Annotated in this window: 16 protein-coding genes; 2 read left to right on the forward strand and 14 right to left on the reverse strand. The window is 65.2% G+C overall.

Annotation, left to right across the window (positions count from 1 at the left end):
* Positions 1 to 14 precede the first annotated feature (14 nt).
* The 8 genes from RAD04_RS33645 to RAD04_RS33680 all read right to left on the reverse strand — a co-directional run bounded on the left by RAD04_RS33645 (position 15) and on the right by RAD04_RS33680 (position 8,355).
* The gene (locus tag RAD04_RS33645) at positions 15 to 1,142 is read right to left on the reverse strand and encodes a mandelate racemase/muconate lactonizing enzyme family protein (protein WP_461627237.1); all 1,128 of its coding nucleotides are present in this window, start codon (positions 1,140 to 1,142) and stop codon (positions 15 to 17) included.
* Positions 1,143 to 1,190: 48 nt separating this feature from the next.
* Positions 1,191 to 2,228 (reverse strand): tagatose 1,6-diphosphate aldolase, encoded by a 1,038-nt coding sequence (locus tag RAD04_RS33650; RefSeq protein WP_461627238.1) that lies wholly within the window; start codon positions 2,226 to 2,228, stop codon positions 1,191 to 1,193.
* Entirely contained in the window at positions 2,225 to 3,136 is a 912-nt protein-coding gene (locus RAD04_RS33655) for a sugar kinase (RefSeq protein WP_461627239.1), read from the reverse strand. The genes RAD04_RS33650 and RAD04_RS33655 overlap by 4 nt, the downstream gene beginning before the upstream one ends.
* Positions 3,137 to 3,180: 44 nt before the next feature.
* Positions 3,181 to 4,254, reverse strand: a complete 1,074-nt coding sequence (locus RAD04_RS33660) for an ABC transporter ATP-binding protein (RefSeq protein ID WP_461627240.1) — start codon at positions 4,252 to 4,254, stop codon at positions 3,181 to 3,183.
* A 5-nt stretch (positions 4,255 to 4,259) separates the two neighbouring features.
* Positions 4,260 to 5,264, reverse strand: a complete 1,005-nt coding sequence (locus tag RAD04_RS33665) for a zinc-dependent alcohol dehydrogenase family protein (RefSeq protein ID WP_461627241.1) — start codon at positions 5,262 to 5,264, stop codon at positions 4,260 to 4,262.
* Positions 5,265 to 5,271: 7 nt separating this feature from the next.
* Complete coding sequence (locus RAD04_RS33670) at positions 5,272 to 6,099, reverse strand: carbohydrate ABC transporter permease (RefSeq protein ID WP_461627242.1); 828 nt, start codon at positions 6,097 to 6,099, stop codon at positions 5,272 to 5,274.
* A 4-nt stretch (positions 6,100 to 6,103) separates the two neighbouring features.
* Positions 6,104 to 6,991: a carbohydrate ABC transporter permease gene (locus RAD04_RS33675; RefSeq protein ID WP_461627243.1), complete on the reverse strand. Its 888-nt coding sequence runs from the start codon at positions 6,989 to 6,991 to the stop codon at positions 6,104 to 6,106.
* A gap of 62 nt (positions 6,992 to 7,053) precedes the next feature.
* A complete protein-coding gene (locus RAD04_RS33680; protein ID WP_461627244.1) occupies positions 7,054 to 8,355 on the reverse strand; it encodes an ABC transporter substrate-binding protein in 1,302 nt (433 codons plus the stop codon).
* A gap of 168 nt (positions 8,356 to 8,523) precedes the next feature.
* On the opposite strand from RAD04_RS33680, the gene RAD04_RS33685 reads away from it, so the two are divergent.
* Together RAD04_RS33685 and RAD04_RS33690 are read left to right on the forward strand one after the other, a co-directional pair.
* On the forward strand, positions 8,524 to 9,564 hold the full coding sequence (locus RAD04_RS33685; RefSeq protein ID WP_461627245.1) for a LacI family DNA-binding transcriptional regulator: 1,041 nt from the start codon (positions 8,524 to 8,526) through the stop codon (positions 9,562 to 9,564).
* A gap of 9 nt (positions 9,565 to 9,573) precedes the next feature.
* Positions 9,574 to 10,308 carry an SDR family NAD(P)-dependent oxidoreductase gene (locus RAD04_RS33690; RefSeq protein ID WP_461627246.1) on the forward strand — a complete coding sequence of 245 codons (735 nt, stop codon included), beginning with the start codon at positions 9,574 to 9,576 and terminating at the stop codon, positions 10,306 to 10,308.
* 39 nt (positions 10,309 to 10,347) lie between these two features.
* Here RAD04_RS33690 and RAD04_RS33695 read toward each other — a convergent pair whose 3' ends face one another.
* The 6 genes from RAD04_RS33695 to RAD04_RS33720 form a co-directional block, all read right to left on the reverse strand.
* Positions 10,348 to 11,679 carry an MFS transporter gene (locus RAD04_RS33695; protein ID WP_461627247.1) on the reverse strand — a complete coding sequence of 444 codons (1,332 nt, stop codon included), beginning with the start codon at positions 11,677 to 11,679 and terminating at the stop codon, positions 10,348 to 10,350.
* Positions 11,680 to 11,754: 75 nt separating this feature from the next.
* A complete protein-coding gene (locus RAD04_RS33700; protein ID WP_461627248.1) occupies positions 11,755 to 12,561 on the reverse strand; it encodes an enoyl-CoA hydratase/isomerase family protein in 807 nt (268 codons plus the stop codon).
* A gap of 29 nt (positions 12,562 to 12,590) precedes the next feature.
* Entirely contained in the window at positions 12,591 to 14,135 is a 1,545-nt protein-coding gene (locus RAD04_RS33705; RefSeq protein ID WP_461627249.1) for an AMP-binding protein, read from the reverse strand.
* Entirely contained in the window at positions 14,128 to 14,646 is a 519-nt protein-coding gene (locus tag RAD04_RS33710; protein ID WP_461627250.1) for a (2Fe-2S)-binding protein, read from the reverse strand. Before RAD04_RS33710 ends, RAD04_RS33705 begins: the two co-directional genes overlap by 8 nt.
* A complete protein-coding gene (locus RAD04_RS33715) occupies positions 14,643 to 15,458 on the reverse strand; it encodes an FAD binding domain-containing protein (RefSeq protein WP_461627251.1) in 816 nt (271 codons plus the stop codon). The genes RAD04_RS33710 and RAD04_RS33715 overlap by 4 nt, the downstream gene beginning before the upstream one ends.
* Entirely contained in the window at positions 15,455 to 18,463 is a 3,009-nt protein-coding gene (locus RAD04_RS33720; protein ID WP_461627252.1) for a xanthine dehydrogenase family protein molybdopterin-binding subunit, read from the reverse strand. The genes RAD04_RS33715 and RAD04_RS33720 overlap by 4 nt, the downstream gene beginning before the upstream one ends.
* Between the last annotated feature and the right edge of the window lie 61 nt (positions 18,464 to 18,524).

The following is an 18,524-nucleotide window of genomic DNA, read 5'->3' on the forward strand; positions in this document are numbered from 1 at the left end:
ACACCCGCACTGATCTAGATGCTGCGATAGCGCTCGATAGCTGAAAGATCCGGCACTGTTCCGAGCCCCGGGTCGTCACTCAGCTGAACCATGCCTTCACGCACGTCGACCAGGGAGCCGCAAAACAAATCGCGCAACGGATTGTCGTTGGCGTCGACCTCCAGCCAGCCATCCCCTCCGATGCCGGCAAGCAGATGGGCCGAGGCAAGCAGTCCAACGCCGCCGCCGAGATAGTGCGGGCAAAACGTCTTGCGCGCGTCGAGGATGTCACGCGCCAGTCCGACACAGACCGTAAGCCCGCCCCATTTCGCGATGTCCGGCTGAACCACGCCGAGCACGTCCTCGGTCAACACCTGCCTGAAGCCTTCGGCGCTCGAGATGTTCTCGCCGGCCGCAATCGGCATGTCCGCGCCTGCCCGCAGTCTTAGCCATTCTTCGCGTGGCCGATCGGCGCGGATGGGCTCTTCCAGCCAGCGCAAATCGAACCCGCCAAGCCGATCCAGCATCTGAAGCGCCTGTTCGACCGACCAGCCCTGATTGGCGTCCGCCGCAAGCATGCCCGCGCCGACGATCTGGCGCAGGGCCGCGAGATTGGCGAGGTCGGTGTCGGCGCCGAATCCGACCTTCAACTTCAACGCGCGATGACCTCGCTCGAGTGCGGCTTCGGCCGTCTGCGTGGCTCCGCCGGGATTGATGCCACTGGCATAGACCTTGATTGTGCTGCCGTGCCCACCAAGCAGCCGCCACAGCGGCAAGCGCCGACGGCGCGCCGAGAGGTCCCATAGCGCGAGATCGATGCCTGCGATCGCCTGCGCAAACGGTCCGGGTTCGCCGCATTGCAGCGCCAGCACTTCGGTGCCCCTCGTCAGGCTCTCGAAGGCTTGAGCCGGACCGTCGAACCTGCGCCCGACGAGACCGGGCGCGAGCACCTCGTTCACGAGCCGCGCACGATGCTCCGCACCGGGCGCAGGGAAATTCGACCAGGCCTCGCCCCATCCCTCGACGCCATCTTCATCGACGGCGCGAATGAACACGGCGGGGCGGTTGAGCATGCGGCCGAACGACGTCACCACGGGCGTCGCCAACGGATAGCGATAGCAGAACGCTTCGATCGAGCGAATAGTGAAGCTGTCAGACGTCATGTTGCAGATCCTGCGATCGGGATCGGAGCACGCGGAACGGCCATCAGCTCAGTACGCGCGCGCGAAGTCACCTTCCCGCTTGATATCAGTAAATACGGGAAAGCGCGCCTTCCACGGCGTTCCCTTGGCCTTTGTCAGCTCGTTGAGCCGTTCGAGCACACCAAGGCCATCCTTGCGCAGGCTGGCGGCAACCGCCGCACGGTCCGGGAAATTCTTCAAGACGGCATCGAGCCAGATCGTGCGGCCCGCCAAAAACCCGCCCGCGCCCGCGGCATAGGAAAAGTCGAGTACCCGTTCGAATTTCTCCGGGGCAGCACCGCCGGAGAGCAGCACCCAGGGGATGCTGCGCGCGCGGCAGATATCGCCGATCGCGTCGAACTCCATCTGCGCGGCTTTCGCCTCAGTGCTGCCATCCCGGGCAGGCAGACTGTTGGCCGCCAGCGGGCTCTCCAGCTTCAGAAGGTCGACGCCATATTCCGGCTTGGCGAACTCGCGCACGCTCTCGATGACCAGACCTGGAAGTTTTCCGGGCGACTCCACGTAGTCGGCGGTGTGATTGGCGCTGCCGAGGAACGGATAGACCAGCAGCTCCAGGACGTAGGGAATGTCGTGACGGGCGCAATCCTGCCCGATCTCGCGAACGAACCGCTTCTGATGCTCGTTGACCGCAGCATCGGCGTCCGGCCGGTACCACGCCAGCACCTTGACGGCGTCGCCGCCCATGGCGCGGATCTTCTCAACGCTCCAGTCGGTGATCGCCCGCGACTTGCGTCCGCCCGAGGTCTCATCCACCCGATGCTCTTCGAGGGTCATGATGAGACCGCAACGCGGCGGCAGAAGATCGATCGCCGCGGGCACTGCGAAATTCGGATCGAACAGCATCGAGCTGCAATGCGGCGCGAGGTTCTCCACGAGCAGACGCTTTGCCGCCGTCACGTCAGAGTATTCGACCTGGTCCCGCGCAATCCCCTTTGCTTTCGCAATAGCGTCAAACAGCGGCGGCCGCTGATCCAGCGCGACCATGCGAAAATGACCATCCGCGTCGGCCAGACGCGCCAGGCCGCGGTTCTTTCCAATCGTTCTCATGGCTTCGTCCTCATGAATGCAAGACACTCGTTGATGGTGGGGGTTCCGTTGCGTCCGCCTGCGTGGCGGCATTTCATCGCGGCCGCCGCAGCCGAAAACGCCATCGCGTCGCGCACGTCGAGACCGGCGCCGATCGCGAGGGCATAGGCGCCATGGAAGACGTCGCCGGCGCCCGTGGTGTCGACCGCATCGACCGCGAAGGCCGCCTGTCGGTGCAGGCGGCCGTTCTCGAACCAGCTCACACCCTCGCCACCGCGCGTCACAGCGATGATACGACACCCGAAGCGGGCGAGCGCGGCGAGGGTTTCATCCTTGGCCGAGCCGCCAAAAGCCGTGAGCGCGGGCTCGGAGAAGATTGCGTGGTCGGTCAGGGGCAACAGCCGCTCGAACACCTCGGCATCGGCCATGTCGCCGTCGAGCACCGTCGGGATCCCGCGCGCGCGGGCTTCACCGAACAACGTCGCGGCCCCCTCGACCCAGCGAGGATCTGCCAGCACCGAGGATGCGCGGGCAACCGACTTCAACGGCAGCCAGTCGGCTGCTTCCGGATAGAGACCGCGGAAATTGACGATCTGCCGTTCGCCCGAGCTGTCGACGATGATCCCGGAGACCGACGAGCGGCCATCGGGAAACAGCCGGAAATTCTCGACATCGATGCCCTCGGCGCCGAAGGCGGACCGCATCTCCTGGCCGGCGGCATCATTGCCTGCCCGGCCCCAGAACGCGACCGCCGCGCCGAGCCTTGCAACCGTAACCGCGGCGTTGGCGGCCATGCCGCCGCCGAGCGTGCCGTACTCGACGGCCCTGATCTTCTCGCTTCCACCGGCGAACGGCCGGTCGACGCGCCAGATCTGGTCGAGCGCCGACAGCCCGAGGCAAATCACCTGCACGCGATCCGCCTTGGACACGAGCTCTGCCAGCGCCGACGGATTTCCAATGTTCGCTGGCGAGCTCACCGCAAGACCCGCCCGTTTGCGGCGTCGAACAGATGCGCCCGGCTGGGTTGCGGGCGGAGGCTGAGGCGATCGCCGACCTTCGGTCGTAGCGACGGATCGACCCGCGCGATGGATGCCGCGCCGGCGAGATCGAAATGGATCAGCGTGTCCGAGCCGAGCGGCTCAACGAGCTTGACATTCACTGCAATGCCGTCCGCCGCATCGGTGGCAACGGCAAAATGTTCGGGACGAATGCCAAGCACAGCGCTGCCGGCCCGCCGCAGCCCGTTCGCCGTCTCCTCGCCCAGCGGCACCACCGTTCCGCCTTGCGAAAGGATCGCACGCTCCTGTCGCCATTCGACCGGAAAGAAATTCATGGCTGGCGAGCCGATGAAACCGGCCACGAACTGGTTGGCCGGCCGCTCGTAGACCGCCTCAGGCGTGTCGTATTGCTGGATCGTGCCGCTCTGAAGCACCACGATGCGGTCGGCCATGGTCATGGCCTCGATCTGGTCATGCGTCACGAAGACCATGGTGGTCTTGAGTTCCTGCGACAGCGCCTTGATCTCGGCGCGCACCTGCCCGCGCAACTTGGCGTCAAGATTCGAGAGCGGCTCATCGAACAGGAAGGCTTTTGGATTGCGCACGATCGCACGCCCCATGGCGACGCGCTGGCGCTGGCCGCCGGAGAGCTCCTTCGGCTTGCGGTCGAGATACGGCTCGATGTGCAGCAGCGCCGCCGCGCGCTTCACCCGCGCGTCGATCTCCGCTTTCGGCGTTCCCCGCAGCTCCAGCGCAAAGGACATATTGTCGTAGACCCGCATGTGCGGATAGAGCGCGTAATCCTGGAACACCATCGCAATGTCGCGCTGTGCCGCCTGCACGCCGTTGACGCGCGTGTCGCCGATGTAGAGATCGCCGGAGGAAATCGGCTCGAGGCCTGCGATGATCCGGAGCAAGGTCGACTTGCCGCAACCGGACGGGCCAACGAAAACCACGAATTCGTGGTCCGCGATCTCAAGGTTGAGATCCGGGATCACAGTGAAATTGCCGTAGCGTTTGGTAAGGTTGCGGATCGAGATCGAGGCCATATCGCTTAGTCCAGCGCCAGTACAGGCTTGATCAACTCGCCCTTGGCGAAGCGGGCGAAATTCTCGGGCAAAGCGGACAGGCCGAACTCGCCGTCGACGAGAACGCGGTATTCGTCCTTGTACCTGCGCAGCAGTTCGACGTTCGGCTCGAAATCCGAGACGGGGAAGTAGAAGGTCCGGATCATGTAGAAATCCTTGCGACGGAACACCTTGCCTTCCTCGATGGTCCAGGGCGCGGCGTTCTCTCCGACCAGCACCAGCGCCCCGCGCGGCAGGACCAGCTCGATACCGAGGTTGCGCGCCGCATGCGCGCCGGAGCATTCCAAGATGAGGGCGAACCGCTTCGACGTGTCGCCGATCGGATGCGGTTTCGCGCCGAACGATCGGGCGATATTCAGGCGTGCCACGTTCGGATCGGCGACGTGGATGTCGTCATAGCCGAGACTGCGGAGCGCCAACACGACGCCGAGACCGACAGGGCCCGCTCCCATCACGAGGACCGCACCGACCTCGTCCGGCGGCACGACGCGACTGACGAACCGCACGGCGTGGCCGGAGGTGCCGATGGTGTCGAGCAAGAGCGGCGCGAGGCTGTCCTCGATATCGTCGGGCACCGGCAGCAGGCAATTCTCGGGCACCGGCACGTATTCGGCGTAGCCGCCCGGCCTGTTCCAGCCGATCAGGCTCGAGACCTCCAGGCACATCTGGGTGTCGCCGCGCTTGCAGGCCGCGCAGTGGTCACAGTGCAGCGGGATATAGACGGCGCAGCGGCGGCCATGCAGGCGGTGACCGGGCTGCTCGACGGCGCCAAAAATCTCGTGGCCGGCGGTGAACTCGGCGCCTTTGTGCCAGAGCTTGAAGTCCGAGCCGCACAGCGCGGTGCGCGAGACCCGCACCAGCACCTCGCCTGCCCCAACGTCGGGCATCCGTACCGGCTCGATGGTGATGCGTTCGTGACCATGGAACACCGCAGCCTGCATGATCGCGTTCGGACGTGGCGTTACGTTCATCAGATACCTAGCCTTTCACCGCACCGAGCGTCAGCCCGGACACCAGCCAGCGCTGAACCAGAGCTGCGAGTACCAGCGGCGGCAATGCGATCAGCGTCGCCGCGGCCATCAGGGCGCCCCATTGCGTCGAGCCTTCGCCGATGAAATTGAAGGCAGCCGCGATCAGCGTCTTGGTGTCGCCATTGGAGAGCACCAGCGCAAACAGGAAGTAGTTCCAAGAGAATACGAAGGCGAGTATGGCCGAGACGGCGATGCCGGACGCCACCAGCGGCAGCGCGATGCGCCAGAGGATTCGCGTGACGCTGCATCCATCGACCTGTGCCGCCTCGAACACGCTGCGTGGAATGGCATCGAACGACGGCAGCAGCACCCAGATCACGATCGGGAGCGTGATCACCGCGTGGCTGAGGATCAGCGCCGTGTACGACCCGATCATGCCGACCTGCCGGAACATGACGTACCACGGCAGCAGGAACAGCGTTCCCGGTGCCATGCGCGCCGCGAGCGTCAGGATCGCCGGCCACGAAATACGCGTCCAGGAGACGGCGAACGCGGCCGGGATTCCGAACAGGAGCCCGAGCGCCGTCGAGCCGACGGTGACGATCAGGCTGTTGAGGGCGTAGCTCAGGAACGGCGTCGTCTTGGTCAGCTCGACATAATTGTCCAGCGTCGGCGTGAAGATCAGTGTCGGCGGATAGGCCGTCACCTCGAAGGACGGCTTGAAGGAGGACAGCACCATCCAGACCGTTGGCGTCATGATGATGACGCCGGCCAGCACGAGCTGCACCAGGTTGAGCCGGCGTATCCAGCGGTCGGTGTTGACTGCGTCGGTCATGAGATCACCACGCCACCGCGCCGCGCAGGCGGTTGAAGGCGAGCACGGCGCCGAACACGATCGCGGTCAGCGTCAGCATCAACGCGCTGGCATAGCCGATGTTGAAGAATTCGAAGCCGACCCGGAAGCCGTAGATATTGAGCGTATTCGAGGCGTTGCCGGGCCCGCCCTGGGTCGTGATGTAGATGATGTCGAAAAAGCGCAGGAGATCGACGCTGCGCAGGATGGCTGCAGTGACGATGGTCGGCAGCAGCAGCGGCAGCGTGATGCGTTGGAAGGTCTTGAACGCAGATGCGCCATCGATCTGCGCGGCCTCGTAGACGCTCGGCGGCAGAGATTGCAGGCCGCCGAGCACGATCAGGGCGACGTACGGCGTCCACTGCCAGCTATCGATCAGCGCGACCGTCGGAATGACCCATGTCGGCGACGCCAGCCAGTCCGATGGCGGCAGGCCGAGCGATTGCAGGATGTAGTTGGCCGCGCCCAGTGACGGATCGAGGATCACGAGCCACATCATTCCGGCGACCACCGGCGGCATCATGAAGGGCGAGATGAACAGCGATCGCACGATCCCAGGAAGGCGCTTGGCATGAAACAGTACCAGCGCAAGCCAGACGCCGAAGGCGAGCTGCAGCACCAGCGAGAGCACGAACAGCGCAATGGTGATCCACAACCCATGCCAGAACTCGACGTCGGACATCAGCTTCGTGTAATTGGCAAGGCCGGCAAAGGACTGCTTGCCGGTCGAAGAGAAAGTCTGGAAGCCAAGCCAGATCGTATAGACGACCGGAAATGCGATCATCGCGACCGTGAAGATCACGGCCGGCGCCGAGAGCGCCGCCATTTCCAGCTTCTGCCGGTCCTGCGTGAGTGTCGCAGCCGTGTCAGACATGTATTCCTGTCCTCGATCGAGTTAGGTGCCGGCCGGCGCGGACACCAGCCGGCACCGGGCGGTCAGTTCAGCGCGATCAGCGCGTCCAGCGCCTTGTCGGCGTCCGCGCAAGCCTGATCGACGGTCTTTTGCTTCAGGATCAAATCCTGCACCGCCTGACCAATGAACTCGCGCGATTGCGGATTGGCGACGATGGGATAGCCGACTTCGGACGAGCCCTTGGTGGCGAGCACGTCGAGCGCGGCCTGCCATTCCTTGCGCACCGGCTCCTCGTCGATCCATTTGCGATATTCGGGGTCCTTGGCGACGGACGGACGCGGCGGGGCAATGCCCTGCAAAGCCATCTTCTTCTGCACCTCGGGGCTCGTCGCCCACTGCACGAAGTACCAGGCGGCATCCGGCTGCTTGCTGTGCGAGGACACCGCCATGCCCCAGCCGATCGTGGTCGGCACCTGGCCGGCCTCGCCCGCCGGGAACGGCAACAGGCCAGTGTCCTTCAGGCGCGCGCCGCCTTCCATCACCGTGCGCAATTCATTCGAGGATTCGAACGCCATCGCCGCGCGGCCGCCGCGATACAGCGCCGAAATCTGCTGGAAGCTGTAATTGACGACGCCGGGCGGTCCGAAGTCGCGCAGCAACCGGCTATAGGTGTCAAGCGCCTCCTTGCCCTTGGCCGAGCACAGGCTCGACTTGCCGCTTGCGATATATGTGCCGCCGATATTGTGCAGTATGTTGCTGAAGGTGTAGGCGATCGCAGGCTTGAGGCCACGCGAGACGAACGGCGTCACCGTGCTGTCGCAGGTCTTGATCTTCTCGGCGGCGGCCTCGACGTCCTTGATGGTCTTCGGCGCCTCAAGGCCGCACTTCTTGAAGATATCGGTGCGGTAATAGAAGATCGGGCCCTCGATGTTCATCGGCATGCTGGTCAGCTTGCCGCCGAACGTCGCGGCCTTCAGCAGGGCCTGGCTCAACCCCGCCGGATCGTAGTCCTTGGCGACCTCGTTCTTGGCCATCGCGGTGAGATCGCCGTACCAGCCGGAAGCGGCGAACTGCTCGCCTTCGCGCGAGGGCAGCGTCATGAACACATCGACCTCGTCGCTGTTCGCATTCATGACGGTGACCAGACGCTGGCGCATCTGCTGTTCCTGATAGCCGTCGACCTTCAGGGTCATGCCGGTCAGCTTCTCGAAATCGGCCTTATAGGTGAGCAGCGCCTGCGAAACCGGATTGTTGTTGGCGAGAAAGGTGACGGTCTTGCCCTTGAACTTCATCCAGTCGAATTCGGCCGCGCGCGCCTGCGCGCTGACGGCGGCAATCGCAAGAACGGGCAACGCGACGTGCGTCGCGAGCATTCTGGCCTTCATCGAACTCTCCTCCCGCTGGCCGCCTTATGCTGTCGGCGCCTTCTGAAAACGGTTACATCCTAAGCGCCGACGCACCTCTGTCAAGCGATAGACAATCGATCCTTTGTGCCGCATTATTGCAGATATTCTCCTTGCCATGCCCGCGATCCGGAATTGTAACGTTACATCATGAATCGACCGTCCGCCAAATTGACGAAGCAAGGCATCCGCGCCGTCGCGGCACGAGCCGGCGTGTCGACGGCATCGGTCTCACGTGCGCTCAACAATCCCGATGCGGTGAGCCCGTCCCTGCGCGCGCGCATCGCGCAGGCAATCGAAGCCGTCGGTTACATCCCGCATGCGCCGGCCCGGATTCTGTCGTCGCGGCGATCGCGTACGCTTGGCGCGATCGTGCCGACGATCGACAACACGATGTTCGCGCGCGGCATCGCCTCGCTGCAAAAATACCTGTCCTCGGTGGGTTACATGCTGTTTCTCACCACGAGCGGATACGATCTCGACGTCGAGCTGCAACAGGCCCGCAACCTGATCGGCCGCGGCGTCGATGGCCTCGTGCTGCGGGGCGACTGCCATCACGAGGGGTTGCGCAAGCTACTCGCGGACAATGCGGTGCCTTTCATCAATGTCGGGATCTATCAGCCCGACCGGCCCTACCCTTGCGTCGGCACGAACAATGAGGCCGCCGCCCATCGGGCGGCCGGGCATGTCATCGAGCTCGGCCATCGCCGGATCGGAATCGTTTCAGCTCTCCAGCGCAACAACGACCGCGCCGGCGCTCGCGTCGCCGGCTTTCGCCGCGCGCTCGCGGAGAACGGCCTGGAGCTGCCTCCGGAATGGCATGTCGAGGTGCCCTATACCCTGGACGACGCGCGCGAGGCGGCCCGCCATCTCCTCAACCTCAAGAAGCGCCCGACGGCAGTGGTCTGCGGCAACGACGTCATTGCCTATGGCGTCCTGTTGGAAGCGGAGCGCAGCGGCTTTTCGGTGCCGCGTGATCTGTCCGTCGTCGGCTTCGACGACCTCGACTGGAGCCGCCATTTGCGACCGAGCCTGACCACGATCCACGTCCCAACCGACGAGACCTGGCAGCGGGCCGGAGAATACCTGGTGCGCAGCCTCGCCGGCGAGCAGACCATCATGCATCGCGAGATCGACTTCTCGCTGGTGGTCCGGGAATCGACGGCTCCGCCTCCCGCAATCCTGAAGTGAGATCCTCCGATGAGTACCAGCTTTTCTCTAACCTCCGGTTTTCATGCCGTCGTGATCGGCGGCGCTGGCGACATCGGCGCCGCGATCAGCAACCAGTTCTGCGACCTCGGGGCGACGGTGACCGCCACAGGCGTCAATGACGCCGATCTCGCACGCTCCCTGCTCAAGCCGCGCGCCGGACTTGCGCTCACGACGCTCGACGTCACGAGCGATGAAGCCGTCGCCTCGCTCGCCGGACAGCACGAACGCGTCGATGCGCTGATCAATTGCGCCGGCATCCTGGCGCGGGACAAGGAATACGAAATCGAGACCTTCACGAAAGTGCTCGACGTCAATCTCACGGGCACGTTCCGGACCTGCATGGCGTTCCGCTCGCAGCTGGCGAAGATGAAAGGCTCGATCGTCAACATCGCCTCGATGAACGCAACCCTGGCCCTGCCGCGGATTCCGGCCTATTGCGCCAGCAAGGGCGGCGTCGTGATGCTGACCAAGGCGCTGGCCCTGGCGTGGGCCGAAGACGGCATCCGCGTCAACGCCGTCGCGCCCGGCTACGTCGAAACCGCGATCAATGCCGCCGGCCGCACCGACCGCGCCCATTATCAGCGCATCGCCGACCGCACCGCGTTCAAGCGCTGGGGCCAGCCCGAGGACATCGCCGGTGCCGTCGCCTTTCTTTGCATGCCAGCCTCGCAATACGCGACCGGAACGGTGGTCGCGGTGGATGGCGGGTTTCTTGCGGGGTAGTGGCTGGCGCGGCCGCAGGTGCAGCCGCGCCGATCCAGCTCAGCGGAAGTTGCCCTTGGTTTCGGGGATCACGACCCCGCCGATCAAATAGATCACGAACACGCCGACTGCAAAGTAGGCCAGCGACATCGGAATCTCCGCGGGGCTGCCGCTTACCAGCGAAACGAACGTCGGCATCATTCCGCCCAGCGCAAAGCCGATATTCCAGGACAGGCCGGTGCCGCTGGCGCGGAGCGCCGTGGGGAAACGTTCGTTCAGGAAGATCAGCACCGGCGCATAACCGGCATTACCGATGAAGGCGATGGCAAGCGCATAGAGCGTGATCTGCGTGATGTCCTTGGTCGTGGCGAGGTTCAGATAGCACAGCGGCAACAGCACCGCCGCCAGGACCCCGATCAGCAGGAACGTCTTCTTGCGGCCGATGAGATCGCTCAGCGCGCCGACCAGCACCGCGGCGAAGAACGCCGAGACGCTGGCGCCCATCAGGATCAGCGAGGAGGTCTGGTTCGGAACCGCGTTGATGACTTTCAGGAAGCTCGGCAAATACCCCGAGGTCAGATAATAACCGGCGCCGCCGCCGAAGGTAATGAGCAGGTTGATCAGCAGGACGCCGCGATACTCGTGGGACAATACGTCCTTGACAGGCGCCTTCGAGACCTTCGCCTGCTTATTGCCCTGCTGGCGCTTGAGCTCCTTGAAGTAGGGAGATTCTTCAAGATTACGGAAGATGAACCAGCCGAGCAGCGAACTCAGCAGCCCCGAGAAGAACATGAAGCGCCAGCCCCAGACGGCAAAGGCATCTCCGGGGAATACCGAGGACGTGATCAGGAAGATGAAGGACGCCAGCAGCGCACCAATGCCGGCGCCGCCGCCGCCGACCAGGCCCGACATCGCACCGCGCCAATGCGGCGGCACCGATTCCGTGCCGATCGTGTGGGTCGAGGCCACCACGCCACCGACGAACACGCCCTGCACCAGGCGCAAAATCAGGAACACGATGGGAGCGATCACGCCGACTTGCGCGATGGTCGGCAGCAGGCCGAACGCGGCGGTGCTGATGCCGACGCCGACGATGGCGACCAGCATGGCCTGCTTGCGGCCGTGCACGTCGGCGTAGTGCCCGAACACCGCCGAACCGAGCGGCCGCATCAGCAGCGTAACGGCGAACGAACCGTAGACCGCGGCGAGCGAGAGCGCCGCATTGCTCGACGGAAAGAATAGCGCGCCGACCACCGGCGCTACATAGAGCAGAATGAACAAATCGAACAGGTCGAGTGCCCATCCGAGCACTGACGCGATGATCGCATTGACCATCTGCTTGTTATCCGTCGATGCCCGTGCACCGGCGACCGGCATATCCATCTCAGCCATTTTGTTTTACCCTCCCCGTTTGATTAGGGCCGCGGTCCGCGCCATGCGAACCGCGGCAGTTTGTTGCGTCGCGTATCAACGGCCGACGAATTTCGGCGGACGCTTGGCGTTGAAGGCCTCGACGCCTTCCCTGAAATCGTCCGACTGGCGCAGGCGGCTGTAGCAATGCCCCTCGAGCTCGATGGCGATGGCGAGTGTCGAATCCTCGGTGTCGTTGAGCAGCTTCTTGGCGGTGCGCTGCGCCAGTGGCGAGAAGCTGCGGAGCTCGTCGACAAGCTTGTCGGTCGCCTTCTCCAGTTCGGAATCGGGCACGCATTCGGTGGCGATGCCCCACTCTAGCGCCTGCTTCGCCGAGATGCGCTTGGAGCGCATCACGATGTCCTTGGTGCGGGTGATGCCGACCATCTTCTGCAGCCGCGCCGACCCGCCGGAGCCCGGGATCTGGCCGAGCTTCTGCTCGGGCAGCGCGTACTGCGTGGTCTCCGAGGCGATACGGAAGTCGCAGGCCAGCGACAGTTCGAAGCCCACGCCGAAACAATAGCCGCGATTGGCGACGATAACAGGCTTGGCGCAACGCGCCGGCGCGGCGATATTCCAGGCGAGCTTGGAAACGTGCTCGGGGCTCGCTTCCATGAAACCTCCGATGTTCCCGCCGCTCGAGAAATGCTCGCCCTCTCCGCGCAGCACGATGATGCGCACGCGCGGATCCTCGTCCAACGTCTCGAAGGTCAGCCGGAGCTGGTCGCGCTGCGGCATCGCCACGACGTTGTAGGGCGGACGTCCCAGGATGATGTCCGCGCGCTCATGCGCCTCATCGATCTCGACCTTGAACCCGTCGAGCTTGGCAAGCCGAGGATCGGCAAAAGTATAGGGTGACGGCATTTTCTCTTCCTTCTGTTGATGCGTGACGATCAAGCGGCGTCCGATGGCGGCCGACGCTCGGTCTCGTATTCTCCGGCGACGAGCAGGCGCCGCAGCAGCTTGCCGACCGGCGATTTGGGAATCGCGTCGACGAAGACGTAGCGGCGCGGCCGCTTGAAGTTGGCGAGGCCCGAGGTGCGGCAGAACTGCTCCAGCTCGCTCTCGGAAACGTTGCGATTGCGCTTGACGAAGGCGGCGACGACCTTGCCCCATTTTTCGTCGGCGACACCGACCACGGCGACCTCGTCGACCCCGGGATGCAGCGACAGGCAGCTCTCGATCTCGACAGGAGAGACGTTCTCGCCGCCGGTGATGATCATGTCGTCGACGCGGCCCGTGACGAACAGGTCGCCGTCGTGATCGACGAAGCCGGTATCGCCGGTGAAATACCAGCCCTCGCGCAACGATTTCGCGTCGGCCTCGGGGCGGCGCCAATAGCCCTCAAAGGCTTCGTCGCCCGCGAGCGTGGCGATAATCTCCCCCTCCTCGCCGACCGCGGCAAGCTCCGCCACCGAACGCGCGCCGATGCGCACGACCTTGACGTGCTGGTTCAGCCCGGCCTTACCGGCAGAGCCGGGTTTTGCCGTAGCGTTTTGATCGATCGTGAAGGTGTAGATCTCGGAGCTGCCGTAATGATTGACGAACAGCTCCGGCCTGAAGGTCTCGTTCAGCTTCTTCAGCAGGCCATCCGTCATCGAGGCGCCGGCAAAGCCGAGCTTGCGCACGCTGGAGACGTCGGTCCGGGCAAAGGCCTCGTGATGGACGAGATCGTGATAGAGCGTCGGCACCAGATAGAGATTGGTGATCCCTTCCCGCTCGATCAGCTCCAGCGCGTGGCGGCTGTCATAGCGCGGCAGGCAGATGAAGCCGCCCCCGATCAGCGACATCGCGAGCAACGAGCGGACGCCCATGGTGTGGTAGAGCGGCATCACGCCGAGCGTGCGCTCGCCGCGGCCGTAGAGATTTTGCGCGACATGGGCGATCGCCGCGGCACGCTCGGCGCGATGACGCCGCGGCACGCCCTTCGGCCGCGAGGTAGTGCCCGATGTGTAGAGCATGATCGACCAGGCATCAGAGCCGACGCACGGCTCGGCGTCGGGCGCGCTGCCCCTGATCAGATCGGCAAAGCCTGTCGCCTCGCCTGTGCCCGGATCGACCGACACGCGTAGCACCCGGCCGGCGAGCGCCGAACCCTGCACCGCCTCAGCAGAAATATCCTGGTAGAAAACTGTGCGGGCTTCAGCGTTCTCGATGCAGAAGTCCAGCTCGTCGGCCTTGGCTCGCCAGTTGATCGGCGTGATTACGAGTCCTGCGAACTGGCAGGCCCAATGCAGCGTCGCGGCCTCCCAGCGGTTTTGCAGCAGCGTGACGACGTGGTCGCCGGGCTTGAGGCCAAGGCGGCCGAAGGATGCGACCAAAGCAGAGATCTTGTCGTACCATTGCCGGTAGGTCAGGCGGAGATCGCCGTCGACCAGCGCGATGGCGCGCGGATCGCGCGCGGCGCTGGCCATGAAGCTGCTGCCGAGATCAAGCATCTGACGTCTCTTTTTTCGATGAAGCGAGCTGGGCGGCGGCTTCGAGGGCCGCCTGGATGATCGGCGTGTAGCCGGTGCAGCGGCACAGATGCCCGCTGAGAAGATCGCGAATCTCCGCCTCGGTCGGCGCCGGGTTCCTGGCGAGATAATGATCGAGCGACATCAGGATGCCGGCGGTGCAGAAGCCGCACTGGAGCGCGTGGTGACGGCGGAAGGCCTGTTGCAGCACGCCGAGGCGATCGGCCGCGGGTGCAAGCCCTTCAACCGTCTTGATCTCGCAGCCGTCGACCTGCGCCGCCAGGGTGAGGCAGGAACGGGTCAGCATGCCGTCGACGACGACCGTGCAGGCACCGCAGACGCCGTGCTCGCAGCCGACATGGGTGCCGGTGGCGCCCAACTGGTGCCGCAGGAAATCGGACAGCAGCGTCCGAGGCTCGGCTTCCCCCGCGACGGGCTGGCCATTCAGCGAGACGTGGATGGGATGGCGGGCGTCGGATTTGAGACGGGTCATCGCATAACCTCGCCGATCAGATCGCGGCCGATCATGCGCACGAGGTCGCGGCGATAGCGCGCGGTGGCATGAACGTCGTCGCGCGCGCCGAGCTCGTAGGCAAAGGCGTTGAGGGCATCGTCGAGCGCGCTGCCCTCGAGTCGCGGCCAGTCCCGCGCGGTCGGGATGTCCGCAACGCCACCGACCGCGAGGCGGACGCCGGATGGCATCTTCATCGCGGCGCAGGCCACGATGGCAAAATCGCCGTGCCGGCGCGCGACCTCGCGGAACGCGAAGCGAGATCCATTGATGACCGGGAGCGAGATGCCCTCGATCAGCTCGTCGTCGCTGCGCGCCGTCAGCATCATGCCGGCGAAGAAATCCCTGGCCGCGACGCGGCGACGACGCCTGGCACTGCGCAAAAGCACCTCGCCGCCGAGCGCGACCAGCGCGAGCGGCATCTCGGCGCTGGGATCGGCATGCGCGAGCGAACCGCAGATGGTGCCGCGGCTGCGGGTCTGCATGTGACCGACGCAGGGCAGCGCCAACGCCACCAGCGGCAATGCCTCGGCCAGATCCGGCCAGGCCAGCAGATCGGCCTGGCGCACGCCGGCACCGATGACGACGGCATCGGCTGTCCGCTCGATCTTGTGGAGCTCCCGGATCCGCATGATGTCGATCAGAAGCTTCGGCTTGGCGAGGCGCATGTTGAGCATCGCCATCAGCGACTGTCCGCCGGCGAGCACACGGGCATCGCCGCCATGCTGCGCCAGCCCGTCGAGGACATCACCGACGGTTTCGGCGCGGAGATAGTCGAATGCGGGCGGCTTCATCGGCGCCCCCCGAACCGGCCGGCGAATTTCGCCAGCAGGGCGACCAGCGAGAAGCCGCCCGAGGCGCCACCACCGCCGGCCCTGCGGGCGAGCGCTGCGAAGAACTGGCCGATGATCACCCGCGTCGCGCCGTCGAGCAGACGGCCGCCGATGCTTGCGATCTTGCCGCCGATAGCGGCGTCATAGCTGTAGGTCAGCTTCGTCCCGCCGCTGCCGTCGGGCGCGAGCGTGACGCGCCCCTCAGCGCTGCCGAAGCCGAGCGCGCCCGTGGCGCCGCCGCGCAAGGTGACCGCGCGCGGCGGATCGAGATCGAACAGCTCCACGTCGGCGCGATAGCGTCCAGTGACAGGTCCGATGCCGAGCGTGACGTCGGCGCGGAAATGCGTCTCGGTGATTTTGTCGACGCGCTGGCAGCCGGGAATGATCGATTGCAGCGTGGCGGGATCGAGCAGCATGGCCCAGACCTGCTCCGGCGCGCCGTTCACCGAGCCCTGCCCTTCGCCGCGAAGCCGCCGATCCGCTTCGCGCGCAGGCACCGCAGCCACGCCCCCCGCGGGAGGCGGCAGCTCGGCGCCGCGCACCAGCTCGGCAAGCCGCGCGGGCACCAGCGGCAACGTGATGTCGGCAACGCCGAGCGCGTCCGCGACTGCATTGGCGAGGCACACCGGTGTCGACATGCAATTGCCTTCGCCGACGCCTTTCGCGCCGAGTGGCGTAAACGGCGACGGCGTCTCCATATGGAAGATCTCGGGCTCCGGCACCTCGGTGGTGGTCGGCAGCAAATAGTCCGCCAGCGTTCCGGTCAGAAAGCTGCCGTCCTCGGCGTAGGCATATTCCTCGTAGAGAGCGGCACCGAGCGCCTGCGCGAAGCCGCCACGGATCTGGCCATTGACCATGCCGGGATGCAGGATGGTGCCGCAATCGTGCATGGTGACGTAGCGGTCGATCCGCGTCTGCAGAGTCATGCGGTCGATCTCGACGCCGCAGAAGTCGAAGATGAAGCCATGGCACAGCGAGGAGTTGATGCGGTCGTCCTCGCCGGGCGGCGTCAGCTCCGGCGGGGTCCAGAACACAGTCTCACGGATGGTCTGGCCGGCATCGTCAGGCAGCGAGCCCGGCGACCAGTGACTGAGCGCGGCGACACGCGAGAACGCGATCCGGTTTTCCAGATTGTGCCTGGAGGCAACGAAGCCCTTGGCAAACACGATGTCCGCGGCTTCGACGTTCAACTGGCCGGCGGCGATGCGGGCGAGACGGCCGGCAATGCGCTCGGCTGCCAGTTTTGCCGTGCCGGCCACCGCGGCGGCGAAGCGGCTGGCATAATTTCCCGACGCGATCGACCAGGCATCCTTGACAGTGTCGATCTCGGTATTGACGCGGATGTCCTTCGGCTCAACGCCGAAAACGTCGGCGACCACCTGCGACAGCACGGTGCGATGGCCCTGCCCCTGCGGCACGGAGGCGACGTGAACGGTGACGCTGCCGACCGGATCGAGGCCCACAGTGGCGGTCGCCTGCGCCCCGTTCTTCGGCCCGGCCTTGCGGCGCTCGGCCGCGGTCAGCACCGTTGTGATGTAACCCATATTGGAGACGCTGGGCTCCACCACCGCCGTGAAGCCGATCCCGTAGAGACGCCCCTCCGCCCGCGCCGCGTCGCGCCGCGCCTTCAGTTCCGCGAGCCTACCCTGCTCGACCGCGCGCGCGATGGCTTCCTGGTAATTACCGGAATCGAGCAACGCGCCGGTTGCGGTACGATAGGGAAAGGCACCTGCCCCGATCAGATTGCGCTTGATGACATCGAGCGGATCGAGACCGAGCCCTATCGCGATCCGCTGCACCAGGCGTTCCAGCGCGAAATAGACCTGCGGCCCGCCGAAGCCGCGGTTGAGGCCGGTCGGTGTCTTGTTGGTGACCACGACGCGATTGCGGATCCTGACGTGGCCGATGTCGTAGGCCCCCGTCATGTTGCCGTGCATGCGGTAGAGCGTGGCCGGCTCGGGCGCGCGCAGATGCGCGCCGCAATCCTCGACCTGGTCCCAGTCGAGCGCGAGGATCTTGCCGTCGGCCGCAACCGCCGCGGCCAAGGTCGTCGCGCGGTTGGTCGCCGACACCGACGCGGTGAGATGCTCGAGCCGGTCCTCGATCCACTTCACCGGCCGACCCGTGACGCGCGCCGCAGCCGCGATCAGAACGATGTACGGAAACACGCCCTGCTTGACACCAAAGCTGCCGCCGGAATCCGGCGGCGTGCGCAGCCGCAGCCGATTGCCCGGCACCTTCAGTGCACGCGCAATCACGGTGTGAATGCTGAACGGCCCCTGAAAATTCGCGAGAACCTCAAAGGCATCCTCGCCGGCATCATGCGAGGCAACGACGCCATAAGTCTCGATCGGCGTGCAGGAGTTTCGGGGATAGCGGATGTCGATGGAGAAGCGATGCGGCGCGTCCGCAAACGCTTTTTCAGGATCGCCGTAGCGAAAGGCGCGGTCGCTGGCGAGATTGCCGGGAAAGCCGTCGTGCAGGACCGGTGCACCCGGCGCTATCGCTCCGAGCGGGTCGACTGTGGCCGCTCGCGGGCGATACTCGACATTGATCAGTTCGGCCGCATCTTCGGCGCGGGCACGATCGGTCGCCACGATCACGGCGACCGGTTCGCCGACATAACGCACACGCTCGACCGCGATCGGCCAGCACTCGACCGGCGCCTTCACGCCGACGACCAGACTCGTGGTGACCGCCTTGATCTGTTCGCCGGTCAGGACCGCGGCAACGCCCGGCAGCCGCCTGGCCGCTTCAACGTCGATCGAAACAATATCGGCGTGGGCGTGCGGCGAGCGCAGGATCGTCGCATGCAGCGTGCCCGGCTGGACGCCGAGGTCGTCGATGAAACGGCCGCGACCACTGAGCAGCGCGGCATCTTCGACGCGCTCGATTGAGCGCCCGACCCACGGCTTGTCGCCACTCTGATCAACCGAATTTGCGGATTGAACCGCCGCCTGCACCATGTCCCGGCATACCTCCCGACGCGTTCTCTGACGCGACGGCGACGTTTGTCAGGACAGGAGG

It is taken from the genome of Bradyrhizobium sp. 25ACV (assembly GCF_054863005.1).